Source organism: Solibacillus sp. FSL R7-0682 (assembly GCF_038005985.1).
In the GTDB taxonomy this organism is placed as follows: Bacteria; Bacillota; Bacilli; order Bacillales_A; family Planococcaceae; genus Solibacillus.
Genome location: NZ_JBBOUI010000001.1, coordinates 1,334,212 through 1,361,209, shown reverse-complemented (window position 1 = coordinate 1,361,209; position 26,998 = coordinate 1,334,212). Strand labels below are relative to the sequence as shown.

General features: G+C 37.4%; 25 protein-coding genes and 1 other annotated feature. Of the genes, 3 read left to right on the top strand and 22 right to left on the bottom strand.

The window, feature by feature from the left end; all coding sequences use genetic code 11:
* Positions 1-17 precede the first annotated feature (17 nt).
* From MKZ17_RS06815 to MKZ17_RS06770, 10 genes are all read right to left on the bottom strand, one after another.
* Positions 18-128 (bottom strand): transposase, encoded by a 111-nt coding sequence (locus MKZ17_RS06815; protein WP_445326943.1) that lies wholly within the window; start codon positions 126-128, stop codon positions 18-20.
* Between the two features lie 170 nt (positions 129-298).
* A complete protein-coding gene (gene tnpC, locus MKZ17_RS06810; protein ID WP_445326942.1) occupies positions 299-1,846 on the bottom strand; it encodes an IS66 family transposase in 1,548 nt (515 codons plus the stop codon).
* A gap of 65 nt (positions 1,847-1,911) precedes the next feature.
* Complete coding sequence (gene tnpB, locus MKZ17_RS06805; protein WP_340722997.1) at positions 1,912-2,265, bottom strand: IS66 family insertion sequence element accessory protein TnpB; 354 nt, start codon at positions 2,263-2,265, stop codon at positions 1,912-1,914.
* Positions 2,262-2,456, bottom strand: a complete 195-nt coding sequence (locus MKZ17_RS06800; RefSeq protein ID WP_340722996.1) for a hypothetical protein — start codon at positions 2,454-2,456, stop codon at positions 2,262-2,264. Before MKZ17_RS06800 ends, tnpB begins: the two co-directional genes overlap by 4 nt.
* Before the next feature lie 134 nt (positions 2,457-2,590).
* Positions 2,591-3,103, bottom strand: a complete 513-nt coding sequence (locus MKZ17_RS06795) for a DUF1292 domain-containing protein (RefSeq protein ID WP_340722995.1) — start codon at positions 3,101-3,103, stop codon at positions 2,591-2,593.
* A 122-nt stretch (positions 3,104-3,225) separates the two neighbouring features.
* Entirely contained in the window at positions 3,226-3,516 is a 291-nt protein-coding gene (locus tag MKZ17_RS06790) for a DUF1292 domain-containing protein (RefSeq protein ID WP_340722994.1), read from the bottom strand.
* A 116-nt stretch (positions 3,517-3,632) separates the two neighbouring features.
* Positions 3,633-4,049: a Holliday junction resolvase RuvX gene (gene ruvX / locus MKZ17_RS06785; RefSeq protein WP_340722993.1), complete on the bottom strand. Its 417-nt coding sequence runs from the start codon at positions 4,047-4,049 to the stop codon at positions 3,633-3,635.
* A complete protein-coding gene (locus tag MKZ17_RS06780; protein ID WP_099424642.1) occupies positions 4,046-4,318 on the bottom strand; it encodes an IreB family regulatory phosphoprotein in 273 nt (90 codons plus the stop codon). The genes ruvX and MKZ17_RS06780 overlap by 4 nt, the downstream gene beginning before the upstream one ends.
* A 123-nt stretch (positions 4,319-4,441) precedes the next feature.
* Entirely contained in the window at positions 4,442-7,114 is a 2,673-nt protein-coding gene (alaS, locus tag MKZ17_RS06775) for an alanine--tRNA ligase (protein WP_340722992.1), read from the bottom strand.
* Between the two features lie 100 nt (positions 7,115-7,214).
* Positions 7,215-7,423: a binding site (T-box leader), on the bottom strand.
* A 58-nt stretch (positions 7,424-7,481) separates the two neighbouring features.
* Positions 7,482-8,633 carry a 3-phenylpropionate MFS transporter gene (locus tag MKZ17_RS06770; RefSeq protein ID WP_340722991.1) on the bottom strand — a complete coding sequence of 384 codons (1,152 nt, stop codon included), beginning with the start codon at positions 8,631-8,633 and terminating at the stop codon, positions 7,482-7,484.
* A 102-nt stretch (positions 8,634-8,735) separates the two neighbouring features.
* Between MKZ17_RS06770 and yeiL the strand changes: the two genes are divergently transcribed.
* Positions 8,736-9,404 (top strand): transcriptional regulator YeiL, encoded by a 669-nt coding sequence (gene yeiL / locus MKZ17_RS06765; protein ID WP_340722990.1) that lies wholly within the window; start codon positions 8,736-8,738, stop codon positions 9,402-9,404.
* Between the two features lie 71 nt (positions 9,405-9,475).
* On the opposite strand, the gene MKZ17_RS06760 is transcribed toward yeiL, so the two are convergent.
* Positions 9,476-10,687 carry a NupC/NupG family nucleoside CNT transporter gene (locus MKZ17_RS06760; RefSeq protein WP_340722989.1) on the bottom strand — a complete coding sequence of 404 codons (1,212 nt, stop codon included), beginning with the start codon at positions 10,685-10,687 and terminating at the stop codon, positions 9,476-9,478.
* Positions 10,688-11,014: 327 nt separating this feature from the next.
* On the bottom strand, positions 11,015-13,516 hold the full coding sequence (recD2, locus tag MKZ17_RS06755) for an SF1B family DNA helicase RecD2 (protein WP_340725513.1): 2,502 nt from the start codon (positions 13,514-13,516) through the stop codon (positions 11,015-11,017).
* A gap of 176 nt (positions 13,517-13,692) precedes the next feature.
* Between recD2 and hisA the strand changes: the two genes are divergently transcribed.
* A complete protein-coding gene (gene hisA, locus MKZ17_RS06750) occupies positions 13,693-14,448 on the top strand; it encodes a phosphoribosylformimino-5-aminoimidazole carboxamide ribotide isomerase (protein ID WP_340725512.1) in 756 nt (251 codons plus the stop codon).
* A gap of 46 nt (positions 14,449-14,494) precedes the next feature.
* Here the strand turns inward: hisA and MKZ17_RS06745 are convergent, their stop codons facing one another.
* The 8 genes from MKZ17_RS06745 to MKZ17_RS06710 all read right to left on the bottom strand — a co-directional run bounded on the left by MKZ17_RS06745 (position 14,495) and on the right by MKZ17_RS06710 (position 24,401).
* Positions 14,495-15,388 (bottom strand): manganese catalase family protein, encoded by an 894-nt coding sequence (locus MKZ17_RS06745; protein WP_340722987.1) that lies wholly within the window; start codon positions 15,386-15,388, stop codon positions 14,495-14,497.
* Between the two features lie 63 nt (positions 15,389-15,451).
* Entirely contained in the window at positions 15,452-15,670 is a 219-nt protein-coding gene (locus tag MKZ17_RS06740; protein ID WP_340722986.1) for a DUF2642 domain-containing protein, read from the bottom strand.
* A gap of 91 nt (positions 15,671-15,761) precedes the next feature.
* Entirely contained in the window at positions 15,762-16,208 is a 447-nt protein-coding gene (dtd, locus tag MKZ17_RS06735; protein ID WP_340722985.1) for a D-aminoacyl-tRNA deacylase, read from the bottom strand.
* A gap of 19 nt (positions 16,209-16,227) precedes the next feature.
* On the bottom strand, positions 16,228-18,423 hold the full coding sequence (locus tag MKZ17_RS06730) for a RelA/SpoT family protein (RefSeq protein ID WP_340722984.1): 2,196 nt from the start codon (positions 18,421-18,423) through the stop codon (positions 16,228-16,230).
* Positions 18,424-18,612: 189 nt separating this feature from the next.
* Positions 18,613-19,125, bottom strand: coding sequence for an adenine phosphoribosyltransferase (locus MKZ17_RS06725; protein WP_340722983.1), 513 nt, complete (start codon positions 19,123-19,125; stop codon positions 18,613-18,615).
* Positions 19,126-19,141: 16 nt separating this feature from the next.
* Positions 19,142-21,463: a single-stranded-DNA-specific exonuclease RecJ gene (recJ, locus tag MKZ17_RS06720; protein WP_340722982.1), complete on the bottom strand. Its 2,322-nt coding sequence runs from the start codon at positions 21,461-21,463 to the stop codon at positions 19,142-19,144.
* A gap of 138 nt (positions 21,464-21,601) precedes the next feature.
* Positions 21,602-23,875 carry a protein translocase subunit SecDF gene (secDF, locus tag MKZ17_RS06715; protein WP_340722981.1) on the bottom strand — a complete coding sequence of 758 codons (2,274 nt, stop codon included), beginning with the start codon at positions 23,873-23,875 and terminating at the stop codon, positions 21,602-21,604.
* 193 nt (positions 23,876-24,068) lie between these two features.
* Positions 24,069-24,401: a post-transcriptional regulator gene (locus MKZ17_RS06710; protein ID WP_340722980.1), complete on the bottom strand. Its 333-nt coding sequence runs from the start codon at positions 24,399-24,401 to the stop codon at positions 24,069-24,071.
* Positions 24,402-24,494: 93 nt separating this feature from the next.
* On the opposite strand from MKZ17_RS06710, the gene MKZ17_RS06705 reads away from it, so the two are divergent.
* Complete coding sequence (locus tag MKZ17_RS06705; protein WP_340722979.1) at positions 24,495-26,000, top strand: putative polysaccharide biosynthesis protein; 1,506 nt, start codon at positions 24,495-24,497, stop codon at positions 25,998-26,000.
* Here the strand turns inward: MKZ17_RS06705 and MKZ17_RS06700 are convergent.
* Positions 25,980-26,621 (bottom strand): DUF421 domain-containing protein, encoded by a 642-nt coding sequence (locus MKZ17_RS06700; protein ID WP_340722978.1) that lies wholly within the window; start codon positions 26,619-26,621, stop codon positions 25,980-25,982. The two genes, MKZ17_RS06705 and MKZ17_RS06700, sit on opposite strands and share 21 nt — an antisense overlap.
* A gap of 106 nt (positions 26,622-26,727) precedes the next feature.
* Positions 26,728-26,988, bottom strand: coding sequence for a preprotein translocase subunit YajC (gene yajC, locus MKZ17_RS06695; protein WP_340722977.1), 261 nt, complete (start codon positions 26,986-26,988; stop codon positions 26,728-26,730).
* Between the last annotated feature and the right edge of the window lie 10 nt (positions 26,989-26,998).

Here is a 26,998-nt window from a genome sequence, read left to right as displayed (position 1 = left end):
CCTACTTCTTTATACACTTACTTAATAGTACTTTTTCTTGCTTTGAAGTGTTCATACTCCCTAAATGCAAATGCATTACGCTTGATGACTTTCGAAGTATTATTAATGCCCTCTAATAGAAACCCCAACAAATATTATAGACCCGTAATTAATAGAAATTATTCCAATAAAAAAGCTTAACTAGCTATATGAACTAGTTAAGCTTGAATAGAGTAAGCCCGAAATATAAAAAAATAGCGCACCTTCACGGTACGCACGACGATCGGCCAGCTATCTGAAATTTTTTTCAGATAGCTGGCTATTTTGCACATGTGGCTTGAATATTTTCCGACCAAGGCATGTAATTATGTAAAATCTCTGGTTGCTGATGAAACGGTACATTAGGTAATTCCGTCATCAGCTTTACCAGATACTGATAAAAATCAATTCCGTTTGCTTTGGCTGTTTCGGCCAAACTTAAACAAATGGCATTCGCTTTCGCACCTGCTTCACTCACAGAGAAAAGCCAGTTTTTGCGACCAATGACATTTGGACGAATCGCATTTTCAGCGGGATTATTATCAATAGCAACGTCCCCATTTTCAAGGAAAACTTTTAACTCAGATGAACGGCTTAATGTATATTCAGCTGCTTTCGCAATAGCATTTTTGCCGAAGAAAGGCGAACGATCAATCCAATCGAAAAATTCATCGACAATCGGTTTTGCTTCTTGTTGACGAGCTTTCACGCGCTCTTCCGCTGAAAGATGTTTGATTTGACGCTCGATATGAAACAACCGATCGCAATATTGCACGCCTATTCGGCCATTCTTACTATCGGCTTTTAGCCAATAACGGCGTACATGCGCCCAACAGTTGGCGAATTGAACGTGCGGTAATTGACCATAAGCTGAATACCCATCACAGATGACAGTGCCTTTGAATCCCTTAATTAAATCTTCTAATATAGCTCGCCCTCGAGAAAGAGCACTCTTAAATAAAACGATAATGGGGCCTTCACTTTGTACACTGCGACATACCCAATTAAAAGCGTTTGATTGAGCTGGCTTTCCATCAGAACGCTTGATTATTTGTGCATAGGTTTCGTCGATATGCAGTACAGACTTTGCCGTTAATAGCTGCTTCATCAAATCATAAAGTGGTTGAAGCCAATCTTCTGCCACACGTATTACCCAATTGGAAAGATTTTTATCGTTTGTATGTAGGCCATGGCGTTCCCATTCATTTACCTGACGGTAAAGAGGCAAGTACTGAATAAACTTATCGTAGATAAGCTTGGCCAAAACAGTTGGGCCAGCAATGCTTCTTTGGATAGCACCTTGTGGTGCTTTACCACGTTTAATTTGAGCTTTTCGTAGGGCATCGTTTTTACACAATTTACACTCATACACATGTTCAAAATGCTGCACGCGCTTCAGGGAAGCTGGAATGAATTTCGCCTCTTCACGTATCAACGTAGAACTGAATTCTACCATTTCCCCCTGACAACACTCACAAGCTAAGTTGGCTGGGTGATGATGAATTTCTTCAATTTCAATATCCTCACGAAACGAATCATTTCGTTTTTTATTTGTCTTTTTACGAGTAACCGTATAACTAACCGTATCGGTGCTTTGTTCTTCTGTCTGCTCAGGTTCATTAAAAGACGGATCGTCTTCAAATAAAGAGACTTGTCCATCAGGAGCTTGATACTTGGCTTTCTCCGATTTAGAGCCATATAACGCTTTTGTTAATTGGCGAACTTGCTCTGTTAAGGCTTCTATTTGTCGATTTGACTGAGCTAGTTGTTGCTCAAGTAATCGAATAATACGTTCGTTTTGTTCTTCTTGCTTTTGATTAACAGGCATCAAATCGTTCACCACATTCCGTCCAATTTTATATATGGGTAATTATACCATTATTGATGATGTAGTTAAAAGACACCTTTTGCAGATTTCGCAATGGCCTTCGGCTGTTGTAAAGATAATCCTTCTAATAACCAGCGCAGTTCCTGTTGTGAAAGGCTTCGCACCTCATTTTCATCTTTTGGCCATTGAAGCTTACCATTATCCAATCGTTTGTAAAGCATGGCAAAGCCATCTCCATCAAAATACAAACATTTATAGCGGTCCTTACTCCATCCTGAAAAGAGAAAAATAGAATCGCTATACGGATCTAATTCGAAAGAATCTTGAACCAGCGTTGCGAGACCATCGATGCCTTTGCGCATATCGGTCTTCCCGCAAATAATATAGATGTTTTGTACGCTCGTAAAATCACGCTTCATCGATTTTTCAGCTCCTTCATAATAGTTTGGATGATGCGTTCATCTACGCCATTGAAGAAAGCTATTTCAGCTACAGCGGTTTTAATCACACAACCTGGTGCAGCATTGTATTGAGAAGAATGAAACGAAGAAGCTTCAGTTGGAAGAGGATCAAGTTTGACGGGAACAATGGTCAATTTGTTTGCGGGCATAAGAATGGCACCTCCTTTGATTGATACGTCTATCGTACCGGAGGTGCCTAGCGCTTTATATGCGTTATTTGATTACGGGCTTACTGAATAGAAGTTATTTTATTGCTAGGCCATCCACTATTGCTGCCCTTCTATTAATGCTGGGCTAGTGAAGCCAATACTTCCTCAACAGTTGCCCATTCTTCGTCTGTTTCAATTGGTAACAAATCTACTACTTCACCATTTTCTCCTGCGATATAGGCTGATGCAAATACTTCTTCTAAATTTGGCTCGTCATCTTCGAAAATTGCGTAAAATAAATAGTTTTTATTCGCATGCTCAAAGCGATGTAAAATTTGGCACATCACTTCTTCGTCTTGATCGTTTGTAATCGTAAAGAAGTTTGTTTGATCTGCGCCAAATTCAGCAATAACTGTATTCATCACTTCTTCTACCATTGCCCATTCTTCGTCTGTTTCGATGTCTGAAAAGGCAGCCATTTCACCGTTTTCATCCAGCTCATAACGTAATGCTGAAATACCTGTGTCCTCGTCGCCAACAAGTGAAAATAGTACATAAGAATGCTCATCTGAATCAAATGTAAAAACAACTCGGCATTGCTGCTCGCCACCGTCTTCTGTTTGTAATGTAAAAATTTGTTCTTCCATATTTGTTCCTCCTTAAGTAGACTTCATTAAATGGATGTAACCAAAAATAATTAACGGTTTTCGACCAAATAACAAAACAGAGTCGGCAATTGCCTCCTCTGTTTCTTTTTATATCGATAGAATTATTCTTCTTCGCCTAATTCGTCTTCGATTTGATTTAATACTTCTTCGATTAAATCCCATTCAGCTTCAGTCTCGATTGGAATTAATTCACCATCTTCACCGTTTTCAGCTGGAACGAATGCAGAAGCAAAAATTTCTACTGCGCCTTCTTCGTCTTCCTCAGCACCTACTAAAGAATATAATACGTATGATTTACCGAACTCTTCTGAATCGAATGTGTGTAAGATTTCGCAAAGTTGTTCGTTACCATTCTCGTCTACTACTGTAATGTGATGTTGTTGTTCTGACATTTATAGTCACCTCTTCATAATATTTAAGCATTGCTCACTCATTATACACAAATGTTCCTAAAATAAAGAACAAAAAGCTTTTTAATGTAGCGCAATGTTTACTGATTTTACAACGATTAATTTTTACTATCTAAATAACCTTGTAAAATCATCACAGCAGCCATTTTATCAATGACTAGCTTACGTTTTTTTCGGCTTACATCTGCTTCAATAAGCATTCGTTCTGCAGCCATTGTTGTTAAACGCTCGTCCCACAGCTTCACAGGGAAACCAAAAGTCTCTTCTAATAACTTTTTATAGTTTTCAGAAGCTTCCCCACGAGGACCAACTGTATTATTCATGTTTTTCGGGTAGCCAACAACGAATTCCGTTACATTGTGCTCCTTCACAAGCTCATTAATACGTGCAATACCAAATTCGCCTGCTGCTTCATCAATTTTTACAGTTTCAATTCCTTGAGCTGTCCATCCAAGCGCGTCACTAATTGCGACACCGACTGTTTTTGAGCCGACGTCTAGACCCATAATTTTCATTTGTCCGCCTCAGTATTCTTTCTAATATAAAATTTTACGAGCTCTTCTAAAATTTCATCTCGCTCAAGCTTGCGGATTAAATTACGTGCGTCCTGGTGGCGAGGGATGTATGCCGGGTCACCAGATAACAAATAGCCCACAATTTGATTAGTTGGGTTATATCCTTTTTCTTCTAATGACGAATACACCTTTAACATCACTTGCTTTACTTCTTGTTCCATTGACTCTTCAGGAAAACTAAATTTCATCGTTTGATCGAAAGAACTCAAGACCAGCACCTCGCTTTCAGAAATAAAGAGATGGAGCGACATTACCCCATCTCCATTTCCCTTATTATAACTTATTCCAGCAAGCACTTCAAATATGCTCCATGATTTCAATAAAGATTCTACTTATAAAGATTTTACATGCTCGTAAACTGCTTGTAATGCTTCGTCTAATTTAGAAGCATCTTTTGCACCAGCCATCGCCATATCCGGACGACCGCCACCTTTACCACCGGTTGCTTCTGCTACCATTTTTACGATGTTCCCTGCATGGTAGTTGCCACCAACGATGTCTTTTGTTACACCAGCACATAGCATAACTTTATCATCCGCTACTGCACCAAGAACGATAATAGCCGATTCCATTTTTTCTTTTAAGTCGTCCATCATTTGACGTAATTGGTTGTTGTCTTTTGCATCGACACGTGTAGCTAAAACCGTTACGTCGCCAATTTTTTGCGCTGCATCTAATACAGCACCTGCTTGTGCATTGGCAATTTTTTGTGATAATGATTCATTTTCACGTTGTAATTCTTTGTAGTCACCTTGTAAAGAAGCAACACGTGTTGCTACGTCTTTTGCGTTCGATTTTAATAGACCTGCTGCTTCATTTAAAATCGCTTCTTCTTCTTTAACAGCTAGGTAAGCTGCTTTACCAGTAACTGCCTCGATACGTCGAGTTCCCGCACCGATACCACCTTCAGAAACAATTTTGAAGAAGCCAATTTCTGAAGAGCGCTGAACGTGTAATCCACCACAAAGCTCGATTGAGTAATCAGAAACCGCAACGACACGAACAACATCTCCATATTTCTCACCAAATAAGGCAGTAGCACCCATTGCTTTTGCAGAGTCAATATCCATTTCTTGAATGACAACTTCGATATCTTCCCAAATTTTTTCGTTTACCGCTAACTCAACTTGTGCAAGCTCTTCTTTTGTCGCTGCACCAAAGTGAGAAAAGTCGAATCGTAAACGGTCTGGACCTACATAAGAACCTGCTTGTGCTACATGGTCACCTAACACATCTTTTAATGCACGATGCATTAAGTGTGTCGCTGTGTGGTTTTTCAAAATCATGCTCCGCTTTTCTTTATCAACCTTCGCAGTCATTGTATCACCAACATGCATTTCACCTGATTCTACTACAACTGTGTGTAACGGTTGACCATTTGGTGCTTTTTGAACGTCTTTTACGATTGCTGTGAAACCATCTGCTTCGATGATACCCGTATCAGCAATTTGTCCACCCATTTCAGCGTAGAATGGCGTTTCAGATAAAATAACGAACGCTTCTTGACCTTCTGAAGCAGTATTTGTTTCTTGACCATTTACAACAATCGCTGCAATAGTACCTGTTGCTTCTAATACGTTGTAAATAAATGTAGATTGTTGTTTTAAGTTTGAAAGAACTTCATTTTGTACTTGCATTGAATCTACATCAGCACGAGCGTTACGAGCACGTTCACGCTGTGCTTCCATCGCTGCTTCAAAGCCTTCATGATCTACTGTCATTCCTACTTCTTCCGCATACTCTTCTGTTAACTCAATCGGGAAACCAAATGTATCGTATAAACGGAAAGCATCGGCACCTGGGATAACTGTTTCATCTTTTGCTTTTTGGTTCTCTACCACTTCATTGAAAATTGCTAAACCTCCATCAAGTGTTTCGTGGAAACGAACTTCTTCGTTTTTAATAACACGTTGAATGAATGCTTCTTTTTCTTTTACTTGTGGATAGAAGTCTTGCATAATTTCGCCAACAGTAGGAACTAATTCAAACATGAATGGTTTTTCAATACCGATTTGTTTCGCATAACGAACTGCACGACGAAGAAGTCGACGTAATACGTATCCGCGTCCCTCGTTTGATGGTAATGCCCCGTCACCAATAGCAAATGCCACTGTACGAATATGGTCTGCAATTACTTTGAACGGTGTGTTAATATCTTCCGCCGATCCGAAAATCTCTTTTAAATCTACTTCACTCGGGCGTTTGTAATTGCGATTAGCAAACTGTTCTGTTTTTTCGATAATTGGCATGAAAAGATCCGTATCAAAGTTTGTTGGTACTTCTTGTACAACTGATACGATACGCTCTAAGCCCATTCCCGTATCAATGTTTTGCTTAGGTAGTGGTGTGTAAGTACCATCTGGGTTGTGGTTGAACTGTGAGAATACAAGATTCCAAATTTCTAAATAACGCTCATTTTCTCCACCTGTATACATTTCCTCCTCTGGTGCACCAAAACCGTACACTTCTCCACGGTCATAGAAAATTTCAGAGTTTGGACCAGATGGACCTTCACCGATATCCCAGAAGTTCCCCTCAATACGGATTAAACGTTCAGCAGGAATGCCAATTTCATTGTGCCATACGTCATACGCTTCTTGGTCTTCCGGGTGAACTGTAATAGATAGCTTTTCCGGTTCAAAGCCCATCCATTTCGGGTCAGTTAGAAATTCCCATGCATAATGAATCGATTCTTTTTTGAAGTAGTCCCCAATTGAGAAGTTACCTAACATTTCAAAGAATGTATGGTGACGTGCTGTTTTCCCAACATTTTCGATGTCGTTTGTACGAATTGATTTTTGTGCATTTGTAATACGTGGATTGTCTGGGATAATACGTCCATCAAAATAAGGCTTTAATGTTGCGACCCCTGAGTTGATCCATAGTAATGATGGGTCATTAATTGGTACTAATGGTGCTGATGGCTCTACATGGTGTCCTTTTTCTTTGAAGAACTCTAGGTAAAGACGACGAATTTCAGATGCTGTCATGTTTTTCTTTGTCATTTGTGTTTCCTCCTAAATAGTCTAGTGATGAGTTGCTTAGCAGAGCTTTCGTAAAAATTGTTAGAATGATAATTTAAAACAAAAAAAGCCCTCATCCCGGTAAAGGGACGAAGACTGTATCTCGTGGTACCACCCTAATTTATAATGCGAAAACACATTATATCTCAAGCGCTTGTAACGTAAGCATACGGCAGGGATTAGCTGCACTCTGGAGTAGCTTTCGGCATTTAACTTGTGGAGATTTTTTCAGCCAAGAAATCTCTTTCTAAACACGTTCAAAATGCTTACTTTTTCCGTCATCATTTTCATTTTATTCTGTATTACATTATAAAAAAATGCACGCTTACTGTCAATTGCTATTGTCGAATTAATAATCAAATCGATTGCGTGTTATTAAAATTATAAAGATTGCTGGCACTGTACAAATTGCCATCCCTAAAAACGACAAACCTGGTTCAATTTCATAGAGTGCTCCACCTAGTAAAGTTAGGACAGCCGCGCTTAAGCTCATTGCCAACGCAGAATAAATGCCTTGAGCATTTGGGATTTGCTCTTTAGGCAATGCTTTCGTTATATAACGAATAAATGCGTAATGCGCAACACCAAATGATAATGCATGTAATGCCTGAGTAATAATAAATACTGTCATACTTGGGAATAAAAATATCGCTACCCAGCGGACACTTGAACCTATAGCGGCAAGTAACATAAGTGATGATGGCTTCCACTTTGTTAAAAAAGTATCTGCCTTTAAAAAATAAAGGATTTCAAAAAGCACCGCTACATTTAATATCATCCCTATATAAAAAGGATTTACATTTAAATCTTGTAAATATATATAGCCATAGTTGTAATACGACGCATGGGCACCTTGTAATAAAATGACGACGATTAGGACTATGAAGAAACTTTTCACTTCAAATAACCCCTGTATTGACAATGATTTCGAACTTTTTTCTTGTAATGGTGGAATTGTTAATACTTGTGGTGCTGGCATAAGCTGAATTGCTAATAATGCTGTCAACCCAAGTAGCATACTCCATAAAATAACTTGCTCGCCATAAACGCCGGTAAACATACTAATAACTAAAACTGCTATTACATAACCAAATGATCCAAGAGAACGCGCTTTCCCGTAATGAATATCCCCCTGTTGCATAAGGGTCGACGCACTGCTTTCTACTGCCGGTAATAATGCCGGATAAAATGCGCTAAAGAGCATCGTCATAATAAATAGCCCTTCAAATGAGTCCACTGGTATGTATAGAAACGTCACAATTAATGATGCAACTGTAAAGAAAAGAAGCACTCGTTTATTACTTAAAACCTTTGAAACATAGGGGAAAATAAACATCGTCGAAATTGCTCTCGCAACGAGTCCGAACCCCATTATAATACTCGCTTCTGATACAGTTAGCCCTTTATCATTAATTAACCACCCTGTCCAATATGGTAAAAAAACTCCCCACGTTAAAAAAAACGTAAAAAAGTTTTTGGCTAACCAACGTTGATTGTTCATAATTCCATATCCCTCCAACTTTCCTTTGTTGAATAATAGCACGATAAAATATACAATAATGTGAGATATCTCATATTTTTCGATGAGGAGTTGCCATATAATTTGAGAAAGCTACCACAAGAAGAAAGTATACACTATATTCAGAAATACCCTATTTCACAATATTTTTCATTTGATATTACACCCTATATTTATGTATATGAATTTGAAAAAGGTGAATTTATATTTCACGAGCAATCGTTTCCTGATTATTTATATTACATGATTGAAGGAAAAGCAAAACTTTATATTACCCATAAAAATGGTAAAATATCATTAATAGATTTTTTAACTTCCCCAACTTTTATGGGGGAAATAGAACTTCTAAATACAGAACGGTATTCAAAGGGCATTCAAACCGTTACAAAATCAATTTGTTTCGCTATCCCAATTCGCGAAGTAAAAGAGCGATTACTTGCCGACCCAGTATTTTTAAAAATGCTCTGTTTATTTTTAAGTAAAAAAACGACTACCGCAACCGCAAAATATACACAAAATCAAGCATACCCTCTTGAAAATAGACTCGCATCTTTTATTTTACTATCTTCGGACCAACATTTTTACAAAGAAAAGCATACCGAAGTATGTGAATATTTAGGGGTATCCTATAGGCATTTGTTATACGTTCTCGCACAATTTAGTGATGCGGGTTATTTAACAAAGCAAAATCGTGGTTACTTACTCACAAATATTGAAGCATTACAGCAACTTGCTACTGAAATCCAATATTAATGTACATGACCATACAAAAAAGACTGCGCTTAAATGTTTTTAAGCACAGTCTATAATCTATTAATTTAAATTTATAAAAACATCCCTGCAATTGCAGCTGATAATAATGAAGCTAACGTACCAGCAATTACAGCTTTTACAGCTAAGCTTGCAATCATACTGCGTTTTTCTGGTGCCATACCACCTAATCCGCCGATTAAAATACCCATCGAGCTTAAGTTAGCAAATCCACATAACGCGAATGAAATGATAATTCCTGTTTTATCAGAGAACTCACCGATTACTGGACCAAAGTTTGAGTAAGCTACAAATTCATTTAAAATTAGCTTTTGGCCGATGAACGAACCTGCACGTACTGCTTCATCCCAAGGAACCCCAATAACAAATGCAAGTGGTGCGAATACATAACCTAAAATACCTTCAAGTGTTACATTTTCATAACCAAATATTCCAGCTACTCCACCTAATAAACCATTTAATAATGCAATCAATGCAATGAAGCATAGAAGCATAGCACCGACGTTAACAGCTAATTTTAAACCATCAGAAGCACCCATTGCAGCTGCATCAATTACGTTAGTTGCATCTGAGTTACGTTCTAATTTGAAGTCTGCTTCATCAACCTCTTCTGTTTCTGGAATCATTAACTTCGCCATAATTAAACCTGCGGGCGCAGCCATGAAGCTTGCTGCTAATAAATATTCTAATGGTACACCAAGTAATGAATAACCTACTAATACTGAACCTGATACAGAAGCTAGTCCACCAGTCATAACAGCGAACATTTGTGATTTCGTCATTTTCTTTAAGAAAGGACGAATAACAAGTGGAGCCTCTGTTTGTCCTACGAAAATATTGGCAGCAGCGTTTACTGATTCAGCCTTCGTCGTTCCTAAAACTTTCGATAGGAAACCACCAATAATTTTAATAATTAATTGCATAATGCCTAAATAATATAGTACTGCGATTAAAGAAGAGAAGAAGATGATAATCGTTAATACGCTCATTGCAAATACAAATCCTACCTTCTCTGCATCTGCCAAGCCACCAAATACGAATACGATCCCTTCATTTGCATACCCGATTAGTTTTTGTACACCTTCTGAAAGCTGCATAAGCTTTTCACGACCATACTCCCACTTTAACACGATAAAGGCAAAGATAATTTGTACCGATAACCCTGATAAAATAATTCTCCACTTAACAGCTTTTCGCTCGCTTGATAAAACAAAGGCGATACCTAAAACCGATAAAATCCCAATGATCCCCCATAAGAAATCCATATATTTGCACCTACTTTATTTATTTTGTAAACCTTTTCATTTACAATTAATGACATCTAACTTCGGACGTCATATGAACGATATCTATACTAACACAGTTGGAAATACAACAATAAAAAATTGTTTCTTTTTAAATTTCTGACTTTTACTTATGGAATTAATAAAACATAACAATATATTGTTAAAAAATTAGGTTTTTTAAACATGTGTTATGAATATCTGATCAATTATATTTCCATACCTTTAGCTGAGATAATTAAACATATAGCAAAATAAAAAAACTAGCAGAAATTCTGTTTCAATCGAATTTCTGCTAGTTTATAAAATTTATTCGTTAAAATCATATGGCGATACTCCATCCATTCCAATTAAAGGATGGATGTAGGGTGCCGTTTCAGTCGTTAAATGATTGGGTAGTGATTCGCCGATTTTATGTGAGTCTGAGACATTTAATAAACTTAATTGTTTCTCTGTATTTTGCTTATTTTTCATTTCAAATTCTTTAGAACTAGGTGTTTCTGTTACAGGTACAGTTTCTTTTGGCACTTCTTCATGCTCGTCAACAGTCGGGTTTAATCGCATTTTTAAGGACGTCAAGCGCATTAAATCGTCTGTTTTTGCTAAGCCAGTTGCTAATACATCTGGCTCTCCACATAAAATTAAAAAGTTTTTTGCCCGCGTAATTCCCGTATAGAGCAAATTACGACGGAGCATTTTAGAATAGCCCCGAACAACAGGCATAATGACAGTTTGAAACTCAGACCCTTGAGATTTATGAATGGAACAGCAATAAGCAAGGGTAATTTGATTTAAATCGGGTCGTTGATAAGTAACTTCGATTCCATCATATGAAACGATGAGCAGGTCTTGCTTTTCAACCGTCTCTTTTGCTCGAATAATTGAAATGACCTCACCCATATCCCCATTAAATACATTATTTTCTGGTTGGTTCACTAGCTGTAATACTTTATCTCCTATACGGTAAATCGTATCACCGAACACAATTTCCTTCCGTGTTCCGTCATTCGGATTGACGAGCTGTTGAATTTCTTTATTTAGCGCATCGATTCCAGCTGGCCCTTTATACATTGGGGCTAAAACTTGAATATCTCGAATTGCTTGCCCTTTTGCGATTGCGCTTTTCACAACTTGTGTGACTACACCCGTCACTTGGCCAGCCGCAGCTTGAATGAAGGAACGATCCGATGTCTTTGTCGTTAAAGTTTTTGGAATGACCCCTTTTTTTATTTGATGGGCCATCTCAATAATTGTTGATCCCTCTGCTTGACGATACACATCCGTTAGTTCCACCGTCGGAATTTGCTTCGAGGCAAGTAAATCCTTTAATACTTGCCCTGGTCCTACTGGGGGCAGTTGGTCTTGATCCCCTACAAAAACAACTTGTACGTCTTCATGCAATGCCTTCAATAATTGATGGGCAAGCCATGTATCAACCATCGACATTTCATCTATTATGATGAGTCGACCCGTCACTTCTCGTTCTGTTTCCTCATCCTTTTCTTGTCCGTTAAAACCGAGTAAGCGGTGAATTGTCATCGCAGGTAAGCCTGTCGATTCAGCAAGGCGCTTCGCCGCTCGTCCAGTCGGTGCAGCTAGGACAATAGGAAAGGGTTCCTCTTTTTCTGCATAGGTTTTCGGATTTAATGATAGCCCATGAAGTTCTGCATATACCTCAACTAAACCTCGCACTACCGTCGTTTTCCCAGTACCTGGTCCACCAGTTAATATCATAACCGCAGAATTTATTGCCGTTTCAATTGCTTGTGCTTGTGTTGGCGCATAAGCTACATTGTATTGCTCTTCTACCTGTCCTATCGCTTTTCGAATTTCATCCTGTGAAAAGCTTTCAGATTGTTTATTTTTTTCTTTCAAGTCAAGAATTTTACTCGCTATACCCACTTCACTAAAATAGAGTGAAGGTAAATACATACGCGTTTCTTCCCCACAAATTTTTGACTCTTCCCGCATGTCTATACACGCTTTGGAAATGGCTTCATATGGAATTTCAATACGCTGACTTTGCTCGAGCATATCTTTTACCATTGGTAGTACCATCTCCGCGTCTAAATAAACATGCCCTTCAGATAGCGCCGCGTTAGTTAGTACATGGAAAACTGCAGCTTTAATTCGGTCCGGGTGATTCCCTGTAATTCCTAGCTTTGCCCCAAGTTCATCCGCACGAATAAAACCGACTCCGTCGACTTCTTCAATTAGTCGATACGGATTTTCAGTTAATAAATGAATCGTCTCTTCCCGGTAAGCTTGATAAATTTTCATGCCAAGCTGTGGACCGAAGCCCCATTCATTCAACCTTACCATGACACGCTCTAGTCCTAAGTTTTCTTCAATTGTTTGACGGATTTGTAACTTCTTTTCACTAGATAGCCGTGGAACAACATCTAGTGCTGATGGATCTTCTAATATTTTGTTAAGTGCATCCATCCCAAGTTTTTCAACTATTGTTTCTGCCGTTTTTCGTCCAATGCCTGAAAACAAATCACTTGATAAATAATGAACAATACCCTGCTCCGTTGTCGGCACCTCTTTTTCAAAGGTTTCAATTTGAAATTGCATGCCGTATTTCGGATGGCTTTTCATATGCCCTGTAAAACGATACAGCTCTTCCTCCACAAGTTGAGGGAAATAACCAACAATAATTATTTCCTTTTCGTCATATTGAATATTCGTTTCCTGAATTTTGACACGAACAATGGAATACATATTTGTTGCATTATGAAAAATAGTCCCAATTGGTCGCCCTAAAATAAACAACTTATTGAGATCAAATAAATTCAAATTCTCCGCCATTTTCATGCCACACTTTCCTAACTTTTTCGTATGCTCATTTTACCATACGAAAAATTGACTGTCTTATATTATTAAGCTTTTCTAAAAACACCGAATAAGCGTCTGATTTTTCTATTAATTTGAGTAGGAGTAATGGTATGATAGGACATGATGTTTTAGAAAAGGTAGTGAACAAAATGGAATTTAGACCCTGTATTGATTTACACGATGGAAAAGTAAAGCAAATCGTCGGCAGTACGCTTGGTTATAAAGATCAAGCTGTCGTTGAAAACTTTTCATCCGAGCATGATTCATCCTATTATGCACAATTATTTCAAGAAAATAAATTAACGGGTGGACATGTCATTATGCTTGGTCCGGGAAATGAGGACGCTGCAATTCGCGCTTTACAAAGCTACCCAAAGGGCTTACAAGTCGGTGGTGGCATTACAGCTAATAATGCAAAAAAATATATCGATGCAGGGGCATCCCATGTCATCGTTACATCCTATATTTTCCATGATGGCATGCTTCATATGGAACGTCTAAAGCAGTTGATTGACGTTGTCGGCAAAGAGCAGCTTGTCATTGATTTAAGCTGTCGTAAGCGAGATGGGAAATGGTTTGTCGTCACTGATAAATGGACAAAATTTAGTGATTTTGAAGTAAACGCGAAATCAATACAGCAAATCGAACAATATTGTGATGAATTATTAATCCATGCGGTCGATGTAGAAGGGAAACGTAGTGGCATGCAGGAGGATTTAGTGCGTGATTTAGCTCAGTGGACAACTATTCCTACTACTTATGCAGGGGGCGTACGTTCTTTGATTGATTTAGAAAAATTCCATGATCTTGCAAAAGGCAAATTGCATGTAACGATAGGAAGCGCGTTATCGATTTTTGGTGGAGATTTAGATTTTGATACAGTCGTAACATATTGCCAAAAATAATGTAAGGACAGAGAGATTCTTTTTTCGAATCAATCTGTCCTTTTATTTACAAATTTGACATTAAGCGCTTAGCGATCATTTGGAATTCTTCTGGACCAATACCTGGAGCAAATTCTTCTGGTAGCTCATCTAAATCCGGAATTTTCCCACCCTTCGGAATCCCTTCCTGCACAATTAATGGCGCATTCGTCATCGGATGAGTACCCTTCCAAATTTTGTCTATATCTTTATAATCGCCAACATAGTTCCATGTAAATAGTACATTTCCATAGCCTCGATCCTCATATTTCCGCGCTTGGTCAAAAATATGATTGTCTAAGCTTGGAATTGGTAGCATCTTTGTCACATCGACACCAGTAGCCATTTCAAGTGCTTTCGCATAGGCAACGACATGTACACCACCACGTACTAATAAATAGCCTATCATTTCACGTGCTGTAGGGTGATCCGTCATTTCAAAGACACGCATTTTATGTGTACGCGCACCACATTCCAAAAAGAAATTATGCAGAAGGTCTAATACTAAATTCCCACTGGAAAATACATTTTCGCCAGTCCAAGGTTTTCCCATTGAGTCTACCGGTAAGGCAGTTTGAGCAGAGGCAATAAAGCTTTGTGTATTACGCAAATTTTTGGCATTTTGAAGTGGTGCAACATTCGGTTCAGCTGCAAAAGACGCATCTTTACTTAATAAATTGATCGTATTTGCAACTAGCTCAACATGACCAAATTCTTCAGCCGTAATACTTGCTACTAAATCGTAAAATGGTTTTAATTTTTTTTTCCCACGAAAATTAAACGACTGATACATATAATTATTCAATGTCGACATTTCACCGAACTTACCACCTAAAAGCTCTTGAACAGCACTCGCTGCATTTGCATCACCGTACTCGACATTTGGTAAATCTATAGCCAAACGATTGACACGTTGGAACAATAAGGCACCTCCTAAATTATCATAGTAATCATATGACAACTAGAACGTGCCTATTCGTATTTCCTATCCTTTTTTTACAACTGGCGTTACCCACACAATTTGTTCCATACGAATATAAAATGGTGTACGGCAAACATCAAGTACGATATAATCTGGACAAATTGCTGCCAAAATACCGTGCTGTACACGATTACCTGTTTGTTGAACCGCAACCATTTGACCAAGGAACGGTTGAATCGCTTCTAACCAATACATATTTGAATATTGACTAGCTTGAACCAAAAAAATCACTCCTTTACAAGCATACTGTACAATATGCCAAACAGGAGTGATTCGTTCGTTGTCTATTTTTTTCAGCAAAAGTAAATTGACTTTATTTCACTTTAGACTCAACAATGATTGTCACAGGGCCATCATTTACTAAGGCTACATCCATCATTGCACCAAAGATCCCCGTTTCAACATGTAACCCATGGGATTTTAAATGTTCGTTAAATGCTAGCCAAAGCGGCTCCGCATGTTCGGGTCTTGCTGCTTCAACAAAACTCGGGCGTTTTCCTTTACGCGTATCCGCATACAATGTAAATTGGGAAACCGATAAAATTGCTCCACCTTCTTCTACAATCGAGCGATTCATTTTTCCTTCTTCATCTTCCCAAATTCGTAAATCCACAATTTTTTTTGCTACGTAGGCAATGTCCTCTTCTGTATCTGTATGTGTTATTCCCACTAACAGGACGTAACCTTTCTGTATTGCACCTGTAACAGTGCCATCTACCGTAACTGATGCATTTTTTGCACGTTGTAATACTACTCGCATTTTTTCATCCTTCTATCTATTAATTAATAACACGCTGCACAGAATAAATATCAGGCAGTTGCTTAATTTTTTCTACTACTTTATGCAAACCTGAAATATTTGAAATTGCAATTGTTAAATGAATGGTTGCAATTTTATCTCGATCTGCACGACCTGTCACCGCTAAAATATTTGTTTTTGCTTCACTTACTGCTTGCATCACATCATTTAACACACCAGGACGGTCAAAGGCCGAAATCTCAATATCCACCGGGTAATCTTTTCGTGTTTGTAATATTGCGTTTTCCCATTCAACTTCAATTAGACGCTCTAAATAACCATCTTCTTGTATGTTTGGGCAATCCGCTCTGTGAACTGATACCCCTCGCCCCTTTGTAATAAAGCCTACAATTTCATCACCCGGAACAGGCGTGCAGCAACGGGATAATCGAATTAATAAGTTTTCGATTCCTTTTACAACGACACCAGATTCTGTACGTCTCTTCGGCGGTTGGCTATTCATGTTTTTCACAATTTTTTCAAGTGCTTCTTCTTTCTCACGCTCTTTACGCATTTTTTCAGCAAGGCGATTAACAATTTGCTGTGCCGTAATGCCGCCAACACCTACTGCTGCATATAAGTCATCTTCGTGGGTATAGTTGAATTTCTCAATAACACGTTTAATATTTTCAGGTGTTAAAACTTCCTTTAATTCAAACTCTTGTGCCTTAATTTCTTTTTCAACCATTTCTTTCCCTTTAATAACACTATCTTCACGCACATGCTTTTTAAAGAATTGCTTAATTTTATTTTTTGCCTGAGAGCTTTGGGCAATTTTAATCCAGTCACGACTTGGTCCAAAGGATTGCTTTGACGTTAATACTTCGACAATATCACCCGTTTTTAACGGTGTATCTAGTGGTACCATTTTGCCGTTTATTTTTGCACCTATCGTCTTATTTCCGACTTCTGAATGTACGCGATACGCAAAGTCAATTGGCACTGATCCTGCTGGCAATTCAATAACATCACCCTTTGGTGAGAACACGTATACCATATCTGAAAACAGATCAAATTTTAATGATTCCATAAATTCTGCGGCATTCGACGACTCGTTTTGGAATTCTAGAATTTCACGGAACCAAGTTAATTTTTGATCGATATTTTGAGCATTTTCATCAACGGTTTTTCCTTCCTTATATGCCCAGTGTGCTGCGATACCAAACTCAGCAATTTTATGCATTTCTTTCGTACGGATTTGTACTTCAAGGGGATCTCCGTAAGGACCGATAACCGTTGTATGAAGAGATTGATATAGGTTTTGCTTTGGCATGGCGATGTAGTCCTTGAATCGACCAGGCATTGGCTTCCATAATGTATGAATGATTCCTATTACCGCATAACAGTCTTTAATACTATCGACTAAAATACGCACTGCTAATAAATCATAAATTTCGTTGAATTGTTTTTTTTGTAGCACCATTTTACGATAAATGCTATATAGATGCTTCGGACGTCCATAAACATCGGCTTCAATTTCGACTTCTTTCAACTGTGAATTAATCTCTGCCATAACATTATCTAAATACGCCTCACGCTCATCACGTTTTTTCTTCATTAAACTGACGATGCGGTAATATTGTTGTGGATTTAAATAACGTAACGCCGTATCTTCAAGCTCCCACTTTACTTTGGAAATTCCTAAACGGTGAGCAAGCGGCGCAAAAATTTCGAGCGTTTCCTGGGAAATACGACGTTGTTTTTCAGCAGGTAAATGCTTTAACGTGCGCATATTGTGAAGGCGGTCCGATAATTTAATTAAGATGACACGGATATCCTGTGCCATTGCGACAAACATTTTCCGATGATTTTCTGCTTGTTGCTCCTCTTTCGACATATATTTAATTTTCCCTAGTTTCGTTACTCCATCAACAAGCTTTGCCACTTCTTCACTAAATTCGTTGACTAAATCTTCACGTGTTACTTCTGTATCTTCAACGACATCATGTAAAAAACCAGCTGCAACAGTTTCAGGGTCCATTTGTAGCTCAGCTAAAATACCCGCAACTTGTACTGGATGAATAATATACGGTTCCCCAGAGCTACGGAACTGCTCTTTATGTGCTTCTTTCGCCACCTCATACGCTTTTACGACAAAGGCAACGTGTTCTTCATTCATATACGACTTTACGAGCTCGAAAACATCTTCGGGCGCCAAAATTTGTTCTTTCGCCATTGTTTGTCCACCTTGTTCCATTAATTTTCACATTAAATATAAATTTAATTGTATAAAATATAGCTAGCAAATGTAAAGACAGTAAGCAATTTAGTTTTATAGAAAAGCCAAATATGTAGAATCATTGAACTAATTTACATAAATAATAAAAAACTACGATACATGAATATTGTACCGTAGTTCAAAAAATTAATATTGAATTAATGTTTTCGCTGGAACGTTGCCAATTTTTGCACGACCGTTTAATTCAAGTAACTCGATAATAAATGCACAACCTACTACTTCTCCACCTAATTGCTCAACTAAACGGATTGTAGCCTCCACAGTACCACCAGTTGCTAATAAGTCATCACAAATTAATACTTTTTGACCTGGTTTTACTGCATCTTTGTGCATCGTTAATGTATCTGTACCATACTCTAAGCCGTAATCAGCAGAAATTACTTCACGTGGTAATTTACCTGGTTTACGCACAGGTGCAAAGCCAATTTCAAGAGCATAGGCAACCGGACACCCAATGATAAAGCCGCGTGCCTCAGGACCTACGATAATTTCAGCACCAACTTCTTTTGCATATTCAACAATTTGGTCTGTTGCATATTTATATGCGGGACCATTATCCATAATTGTTGTAATATCTTTAAAGCTAATACCCTCTTTTGGCCAGTTTTCTACTGTTGTTACATATTGTTTTAAATCCATTGCTCCTTGTTCCTCCTCAAGAACTCAATCGTTCATCGAACCATTGTTTTAACTCTATATACGTGGCATATAATAGCTTTTGCTCTAATTCAATTTGTTCTGAACGCGATTTATATGACGGTGCATCTGAAAGTGCTTTCTTCGGCGCATTTTCATTTACTGTCGTCAAACCATTCTCTATTGTAACAAATCCTAGCTCAAAAAACACTTTTGTCATAAATTTAATTACATCAATATTTAGTCCAATATGTTGTGATAATTGTTGAATATGTTGATCCAGGTTAAAGGTCGGACGTTTTTTTAAAAATCCGTAATACCATTTGAAGTGCTCTCGGGATGGCATACCTTCAAAATATTGTGATTTAGCTGTATAAAAATGCGCATAAATTCGTTCAATCTTTACTTCTTTTAAAAGCTGCTCCAATAATGTTACGTTATTCGGCAAATCTAGTAAAACAATATTTCCACGTAAACTTTGCAAATTGTTTTCACCGGTCACATAAATAATATCTTTTGAAATTGTCTGCTCAAAATGTGCTTTTGTCTCAGCTGAAAAGGCAACAAAATCTGTTTGTTCTAACGGAATTTTTTGTAGCCAATTTGCAATTTGATTTTTCCCACGGTAATCGTATAATTGCCAGTCTTTCACACCTACATCTTGTATCATAAATTGTGGTTTCTTTTTACCTTGCCACTCATTTATTTGTAAATCACCTACTAACGAAAGATCAATACCATACGATATTTCATCATGTAAATAGCCTTTTCCAAAGCCAATTGCATCAAGTGAACTATACGTATCCTCTAGCTCCATTTTTAAATGATTTTCTCCTGATCCAATTTTGCGCATAGCTTTTACTTTTACTTGCTGAATCGCAAAAACTGGCTTCGGAAATTCTGTTCCATATGGGGCAAGCTTGCGTATTTCTTCAATTGCCTCAACTGTAATTTCACTTAATTCTATTGGTACATCGACTTGTAATTTCTGAATGAGTTGTTCATCTGTTAAACATTGCTTTGCTTGGTCATTAAGTCTTATGCGAAGTTCCTCGACATTTTCTGCTTTTAATGTCATACCAGCCGCCATTGGATGCCCTCCAAAATGCGGTAAAATATCGTGATTTTTCGCTAATTCATTATATAAATGGAAGCCCTCAATACTACGTGCAGAGCCTTTTGCTGTTCCTTTTACAGAATCAATGGATAACACAATTGTTGGGCGATAATACTTTTCTACTAAACGGGAAGCAACAATTCCAACTACCCCAGCATTCCAACCCTCCTGTGCGACAACTAACACTAAAGAATTACGAATATGTGGTGTATTTTCAATCATTTCAATTGCTTCATTGGCGATATCTTCTACAATTTTTTTACGTTCAGTATTTTTTTCATTTAATTCTTTTGCCAAATGAGTGGCTTGTACCGGGTCTTCACTCATTAAAAAACGTACACCTGGTTCAGCACTTCCTAAGCGACCAATGGCATTTAAGCGAGGTCCAAAATAAAAACCAACTGCTTCTTCGGTAATGTCCTTTTGGTTGACACCCGACGCCTCACATAATGCTGGAACCCAAGGATTATAAGATGTTTGAAGGGCTTTTAATCCACGTTGCACTAAATAGCGATTCTCTCCTACAAGGGGCACTAAATCCGCAATCGTTCCAATTGTCACATATTCAAATAAATGTTCTGGTAGCTCCCCATAAAGTGCATGAGCTAGCTTGTATGCTACCCCCACTCCTGCAAGCTCTCCAAAAGGATAGTGACCTTCTGGGATACGTGGATGAATAATAACATTCGCATCGGGTAAAACGTCACCTGGCTCATGGTGATCTGTTACAATGACATCCATCCCTAACTCACGAGCAATTTTAATTGGTTCAATCCCACTAATCCCATTATCAACCGTAATTATTAATCCAATACCTTTTGCAGCAGCATCTCTAAATAGTTCTTCATGCGGTCCATAACCATGTGTAAAACGATTAGGAATCATAAAGCCAACGTCTGCTCCTAAATCCATTAAGACATTAAGAAGTACCGTTGTACTCGTTATTCCATCCGCATCGTAATCACCATAAACTAAAATTTTCTCACCGTTATCTAGTGCCTGTTCAATACGTGCAACTGCCTGTTCCATACCGGCCATTAAAAATGGATCATGATATTGACTTTCATCTATTTTTAATAATGTTTTCGCTTGTTCAGCCGTCTCACAACCTCTTGCTAGTAAAATCTTTGTTGCAATCGTTGAAATATTTAGCTCATTGCTTAATTCCTTTATTAGATGTTCATTCGGCTCGTTAATCGTCCATAATTTTTGTGATTTAATCATGTATGTTCACTTCCTCATGCAGTCCATTATACCGAAAAAATAGTACTCTTTCATAAAATTTAATTTCAGTTAATATAGAAGAAATTAAAAAAGGTATTTTGTAAGCAAAACTGTTTACAAAATACCTTTTCGACTTAATTATACAGTTGGCTCGTCTGAACCCCATTGTTTTTTCTCTTTTTTCACAACCGAAGTACCTTTTTTGTCCATTTCGCGTGCTTTTAAAGTATACCAAACTTGTGCTGCAATACAGATTGATGAGTACATACCTGTCACTAAACCAATTAGTAGTGCAATTGAGAAGTTTTGAATTGAAGGAGCACCTAAAAATACTAATGCTACTACTACAACGATTACAGTTAACACCGTATTCACAGAACGTCCTAATGTTTGACGTAGAGACTTGTTAACAATGTTTGCAAGCTCTTCTTTTGTTGTAATTGTTTCTTTTCGATCAATATTTTCACGAATCCGGTCGAACGTTACGATCGTATCGTTAATTGAGTAACCGACAATTGTTAATACTGCTGCGATAAACGTAATATCTACTTCTAAACGAAGTACACTGAAAATCGCAACCATAAAGAATACGTCGTGCAGTAAGGAAATAATTGCACCTAGACCCATACGCCACTCAAATCGTACCGCTACGTAGATAATAATACCAATAGCCGCTAATGTTAAAGCATAAATCGCATTTAAAGCAAGCTCTTTACCTACTGTAGCTGATACAGTGCTTAAGCTTGGCTCATGACCAAACTCTTCGATTACTTGTGCTTTAAAGTCTAATACTTCTTGCTGTGAGAAGTCATCTTTATAACGCATTACCGCTGTATCTTTTTCTTCACCGGATATAACAACGTCGCTATTCGGGAAGCCAATCTTATCTAAGTAATCTACTACTTCTTGCTGAGAAATTTCGTTATTCGCTTTAATTTCCACACGCGTACCGCTTGAGAAGTCGATTCCTAAGTTTAATTTAAATACTGCTAAAATCCCGATACCAATGACTAAAATAATTGTTGATAAGGCATAGAATTTTTTACGATTACCAACGAAGTCAAGTTTATCGAACTTTGTTGATAAGTCTAAAGATGTAATGCCTTCATCGATATGATGTTGTTTCGATTTATTAATACCAAACCAAGCTGGATTATTGAAGTAGCCACTATTTACTAATAAGCCTAGTAACAGACGTGATCCCCATACTGCTGTTACGAATGACAACAGAATCGAGATAATTAACGTTGTTGCGAAACCTTTTACAGAACTTGTACCGAAATAGAATAATACTGCCGCTGCAAGTAATGTCGTTAACTGCGCATCAATAATAGCAGATAATGATTGTTTTGAACCTAGCTTAAAGGCCTCTTTCACTGTATGTCCAACACGTAACTCTTCACGAACACGTTCTGCTGTTAAAATGTTGGCGTCAACGGCCATACCGATACCTAATACAATCGCTGCGATACCTGGTAACGTTAATACTGCGTTTATCCCGTTAAATACGATTAATACTAAATATGTGAAGATTGTTAACGTAATAATCGAAATAAAACCTGGTAGACGATAGTAAAGTAGCATAAAGACGAAAATTAATAATACGCCGACAATACCCGCAAATACTGTATCATTTAAGGCATCTTCACCAAATTGTGCCCCAACAGACGTTGAATAAATTTCTGTTAATTTAACTGGTAATGAACCCGCATTTAAAATCGACGCTAAGTTTTTCGTTTCTTCTACTGTAAAGTTACCCGAAATCATAACATCCGTCGTATTTAATACTTGTGAAACAGATGCAGCCGATTTAAATTTTTGATCCTTTGGTGCCTTTTTAACTTCTGCTGCATAAGAATCGACGCCTTCTTCAAAGTCTAACCATACAACGAGTAAGTTATTTGGTGGACCCATTGCTAAAACTTTTTTTGTTACTTCTGCAAATTTTGAAGCATCCTTTAATGTTAACGATACGATTGGCTGGTTTTGTTGGTCAAAGGAAGCATTTGCACCGCCTTCTTTTAAATCCGTACCATCTAATAAAATATTGTCATTCACATCACGGAATGTTAAATTGGCTGTGCTTGATAAAAGCTCACGTGCCGAAGACTGATCATCTAAACCCGCTAGCTGTACACGGATTCGATCTTTCCCTTCGACTTGAATGCTCGGCTCACTTACACCGAACTCATTAATACGGCCATTTAAAGCCGTTGTCGTATCCGCAAGAACTTTTTCCGTTACCTCTTGTCCATCGACTAGTGATTCAACTTCGTAAAGTACTTCAAATCCACCTTGAAGATCTAGACCGAGTTTTACATCGTTTAAAACCTTCTCTACCGTTGTGCCCATTCCAGTAAATAGCAATGCTACAACGAGAACAAACGTAATGATACGGTTTACTAATTTCATTCAAAATCCTCCTCAATTTCGCACGGAACAGCGCACGAAGGGAACGTACAAAACTTTCCCGCAAAACTATGTATCTAATTCACAATTCAATACATTACTTTTCAAAAATAATAATCCATAACTTTGAAAAGCACAACACTCTCATTATGAAACAGCTTACGTTAACTGTCAAATTATTACTAGACTATATGAATTACTTTTCATTATTTTCGGACAAGCTACTTGGGAATTGCTGAAATAAATTAGACAGTTCATCGTCTGAAATTTCTACTTCAAACAAATTTTGCTTCAATCCATTTACTTGTAAGTAATTAATAATTTCCGATGCGGATACATTTAATATTCCTGAAGTTAATTCATACAACCTCAATGACTGAATATCTCGTTTACGCCAAGTTTTATTAATGCAATATTCCCATAATTCTTGTTCTGTTATCGAATTATAACCAAAATAGTGAAACTCCTCAATTTTATTTTTTAAAATAATTTGAACTTTTTCGTATAAACTTGCATAAGGAATTGCCAATACACTCACTCCCACACCTTAGTTTTAACTCACGTAGTCCTTGCATATAAGTATTGTAATTGAATCAATTAAAAATGAGAAGGGATAAGGTAGTTGGGGTCATTTTTAAAAGGAACACTATTTTTAATGTTTGTCATTTTTATTTCTAAGCTGTTTGGCTTTGTTTATCGCATGCAATTTATGCGGATTGCAGGTGAAGAGGCCGTCGGTTTGTACATGACAGCCTATCCTACATTTATATTTTTTATTTCACTTATTCAATTAGGCATTCCAATTGCCGTTGCTAAACTTATTGCGCACTATCATGCAAGTAATAAGGACGAACATATTTCAGTAATTATGCGGACAGCAATCAAGTTATCCGTTTTGTCTATTATTATTTTCATGCCTATACTAATGCTTACTATTCCATATATCGTTAAAAACTTATTACATAATGAAAATTTAATTTTTACTCTATACGTTAGCTTATTTACAATACCACTTGTTATTTTTTCTAGTTTAATGAAAGCATACTTACAAGGTTTAGCAAAAATTGCGCCAACAGCATGGGCACAGTTACTTGAACAACTCGTTCGTATCGGATTAATCGTATTTGCACTTCCATACTTTATCATTCCAAGTGAACCGGCAAAAACAGCTGCTGTCGCAATGGGTATTACGGCAATGGGAGAAGTATTTTCTTTTTTATTTTTGGGCTACTACTACTGGAAATCGAAGCGGAACCTAAAGAAAGCGACGACAAAAGGAACATTTGTCAAACCAATTTTTAATATCGCTATTCCTTCTGCAGGTAGTAAATTATTTGGAACCTTTACATGGTTTTTAGAACCAATCGTCTTCTTAAAAGCTTTGACGGTTTCTGGTATAACCGCTGGTGCTGCAACAACTCTTTACGGTGTTATTTCAGGTGTTCACATTCCATTATTGTTATTTCCATCCTTTATACCAAATGCTCTTGCAATTGTACTAATTCCGGCTGTTAGTAGTGCATTAGCAAGTAAAAATTGGACATTGCTTAATCAACGTATCGGCATGTCACTGCGGCTTTCTTCAATTATTGGATGTGGCGCTGCGGCATTTTTCTTTTTACATGGAGATGAACTTACGATGCAGCTGTTTCATTTGGAAGAAAACAGAGGGTACATGAAAATTTTGGCGCCAATTTTCTATTTTTATTACATTCAAAGTCCGTTACATTCTATTTTACAGGCCGTTGATGAAGCCCGTGTTGCGATGATGAACTCCATTTATGGTGGAATCGGAAAATTATTTTTACTCTATTTATTAGCTTCGCAATCTTCTATCCAGGAACACGGTGCGATTATTGCTATCGGGTTTGGCGTTTTAATTACATCTTTTTTACACATTGCTTCTATTAGACAGCATAAAAAAATTGCAGTCGGCTTTAGATTTTTTGTCTTACCTTATTTAATCTTTATTGTGACGTGTTTTATACAGCCAATTCTTACTCAAAATCTTTCGTTATACGCATCCTGCACTGTAACGATTCTTATGGTGACATCCTTATTAATCATCACAAATCAGTTGAAACTACAGGATTTGAAATATGTTCGTTCAATTTTTTCGAGAACTTAACTGGACAAACCATTTTCCTTTCTCATAGCTACAGTAAAAAATATCCTTTATATTGTGATAACCCATGACCATTAATTCTTGTTCCAGCCATTCGCAATCTTTATTAATAATTTTTAAATGTCGTTGATCGACATATCCGTCTAAAATGAGTGGCATTATTAGTTCTGTATCATCTTTACGGTAAATCGATAACTTTCCAGATTGCTCCAAAAACGCATAGGCGACATCCTGCACTGAGCCAACACCTTGTTCCCTAAGCTGTTGTAATAGGTCATCTAAATTGTAGCGTTGATTTTTCATTTCCTGTTCTATTATCCATCCGTCTCGTATAATCATCGATGGATCGCCTTCAATAAAATCACGTAGACGCTTATTTTTTAAAATTAACAAGGAGTTTATATATTGAATAATAAATAATATACCAATAGGCAAAACGGCTTTACCAAAATGATTATGTACATCATCAAGTGCTAATGCCGCAACTTCAGCCATTAATACAAAAATTGCTAAATCAACAATACTTAGCTCTCCTACTTCTCGCTTCCCCATCAATCGGAATACTACGAGTAAAATGATATATAAAATAACTGTTCGAAATAAAATTAACAGATAGTCATTCATATGTTCACCCTTTTCTTTTAAGCATCATACTTAAAGAATAGGCAAAATCAATTTTGACTATACAAAAAGCTTGTGGAAATTATTTTCCACAAGCTTTTTCAACTACTTAAACTGATTCTACACGACCAATTGCTTGGCGTTCAAATTTCAAACGTGTATTCCCGTCAACTAAAATATATACAACTGCATCTTCAATTGCATCGACTTCACCATGTAAACCACCAACTGTTACTATGCGGTCACCACGCTTTAAGTTGTTTTGCATTTGCATCGTAGCTTTTTGACGTTTTTGTGCTGGACGAATTAAAATGAACCACATCGCAATAAACATTACGATAATTGGCAAAAATTGGATTAAACCTTCCATTTTCGATTTG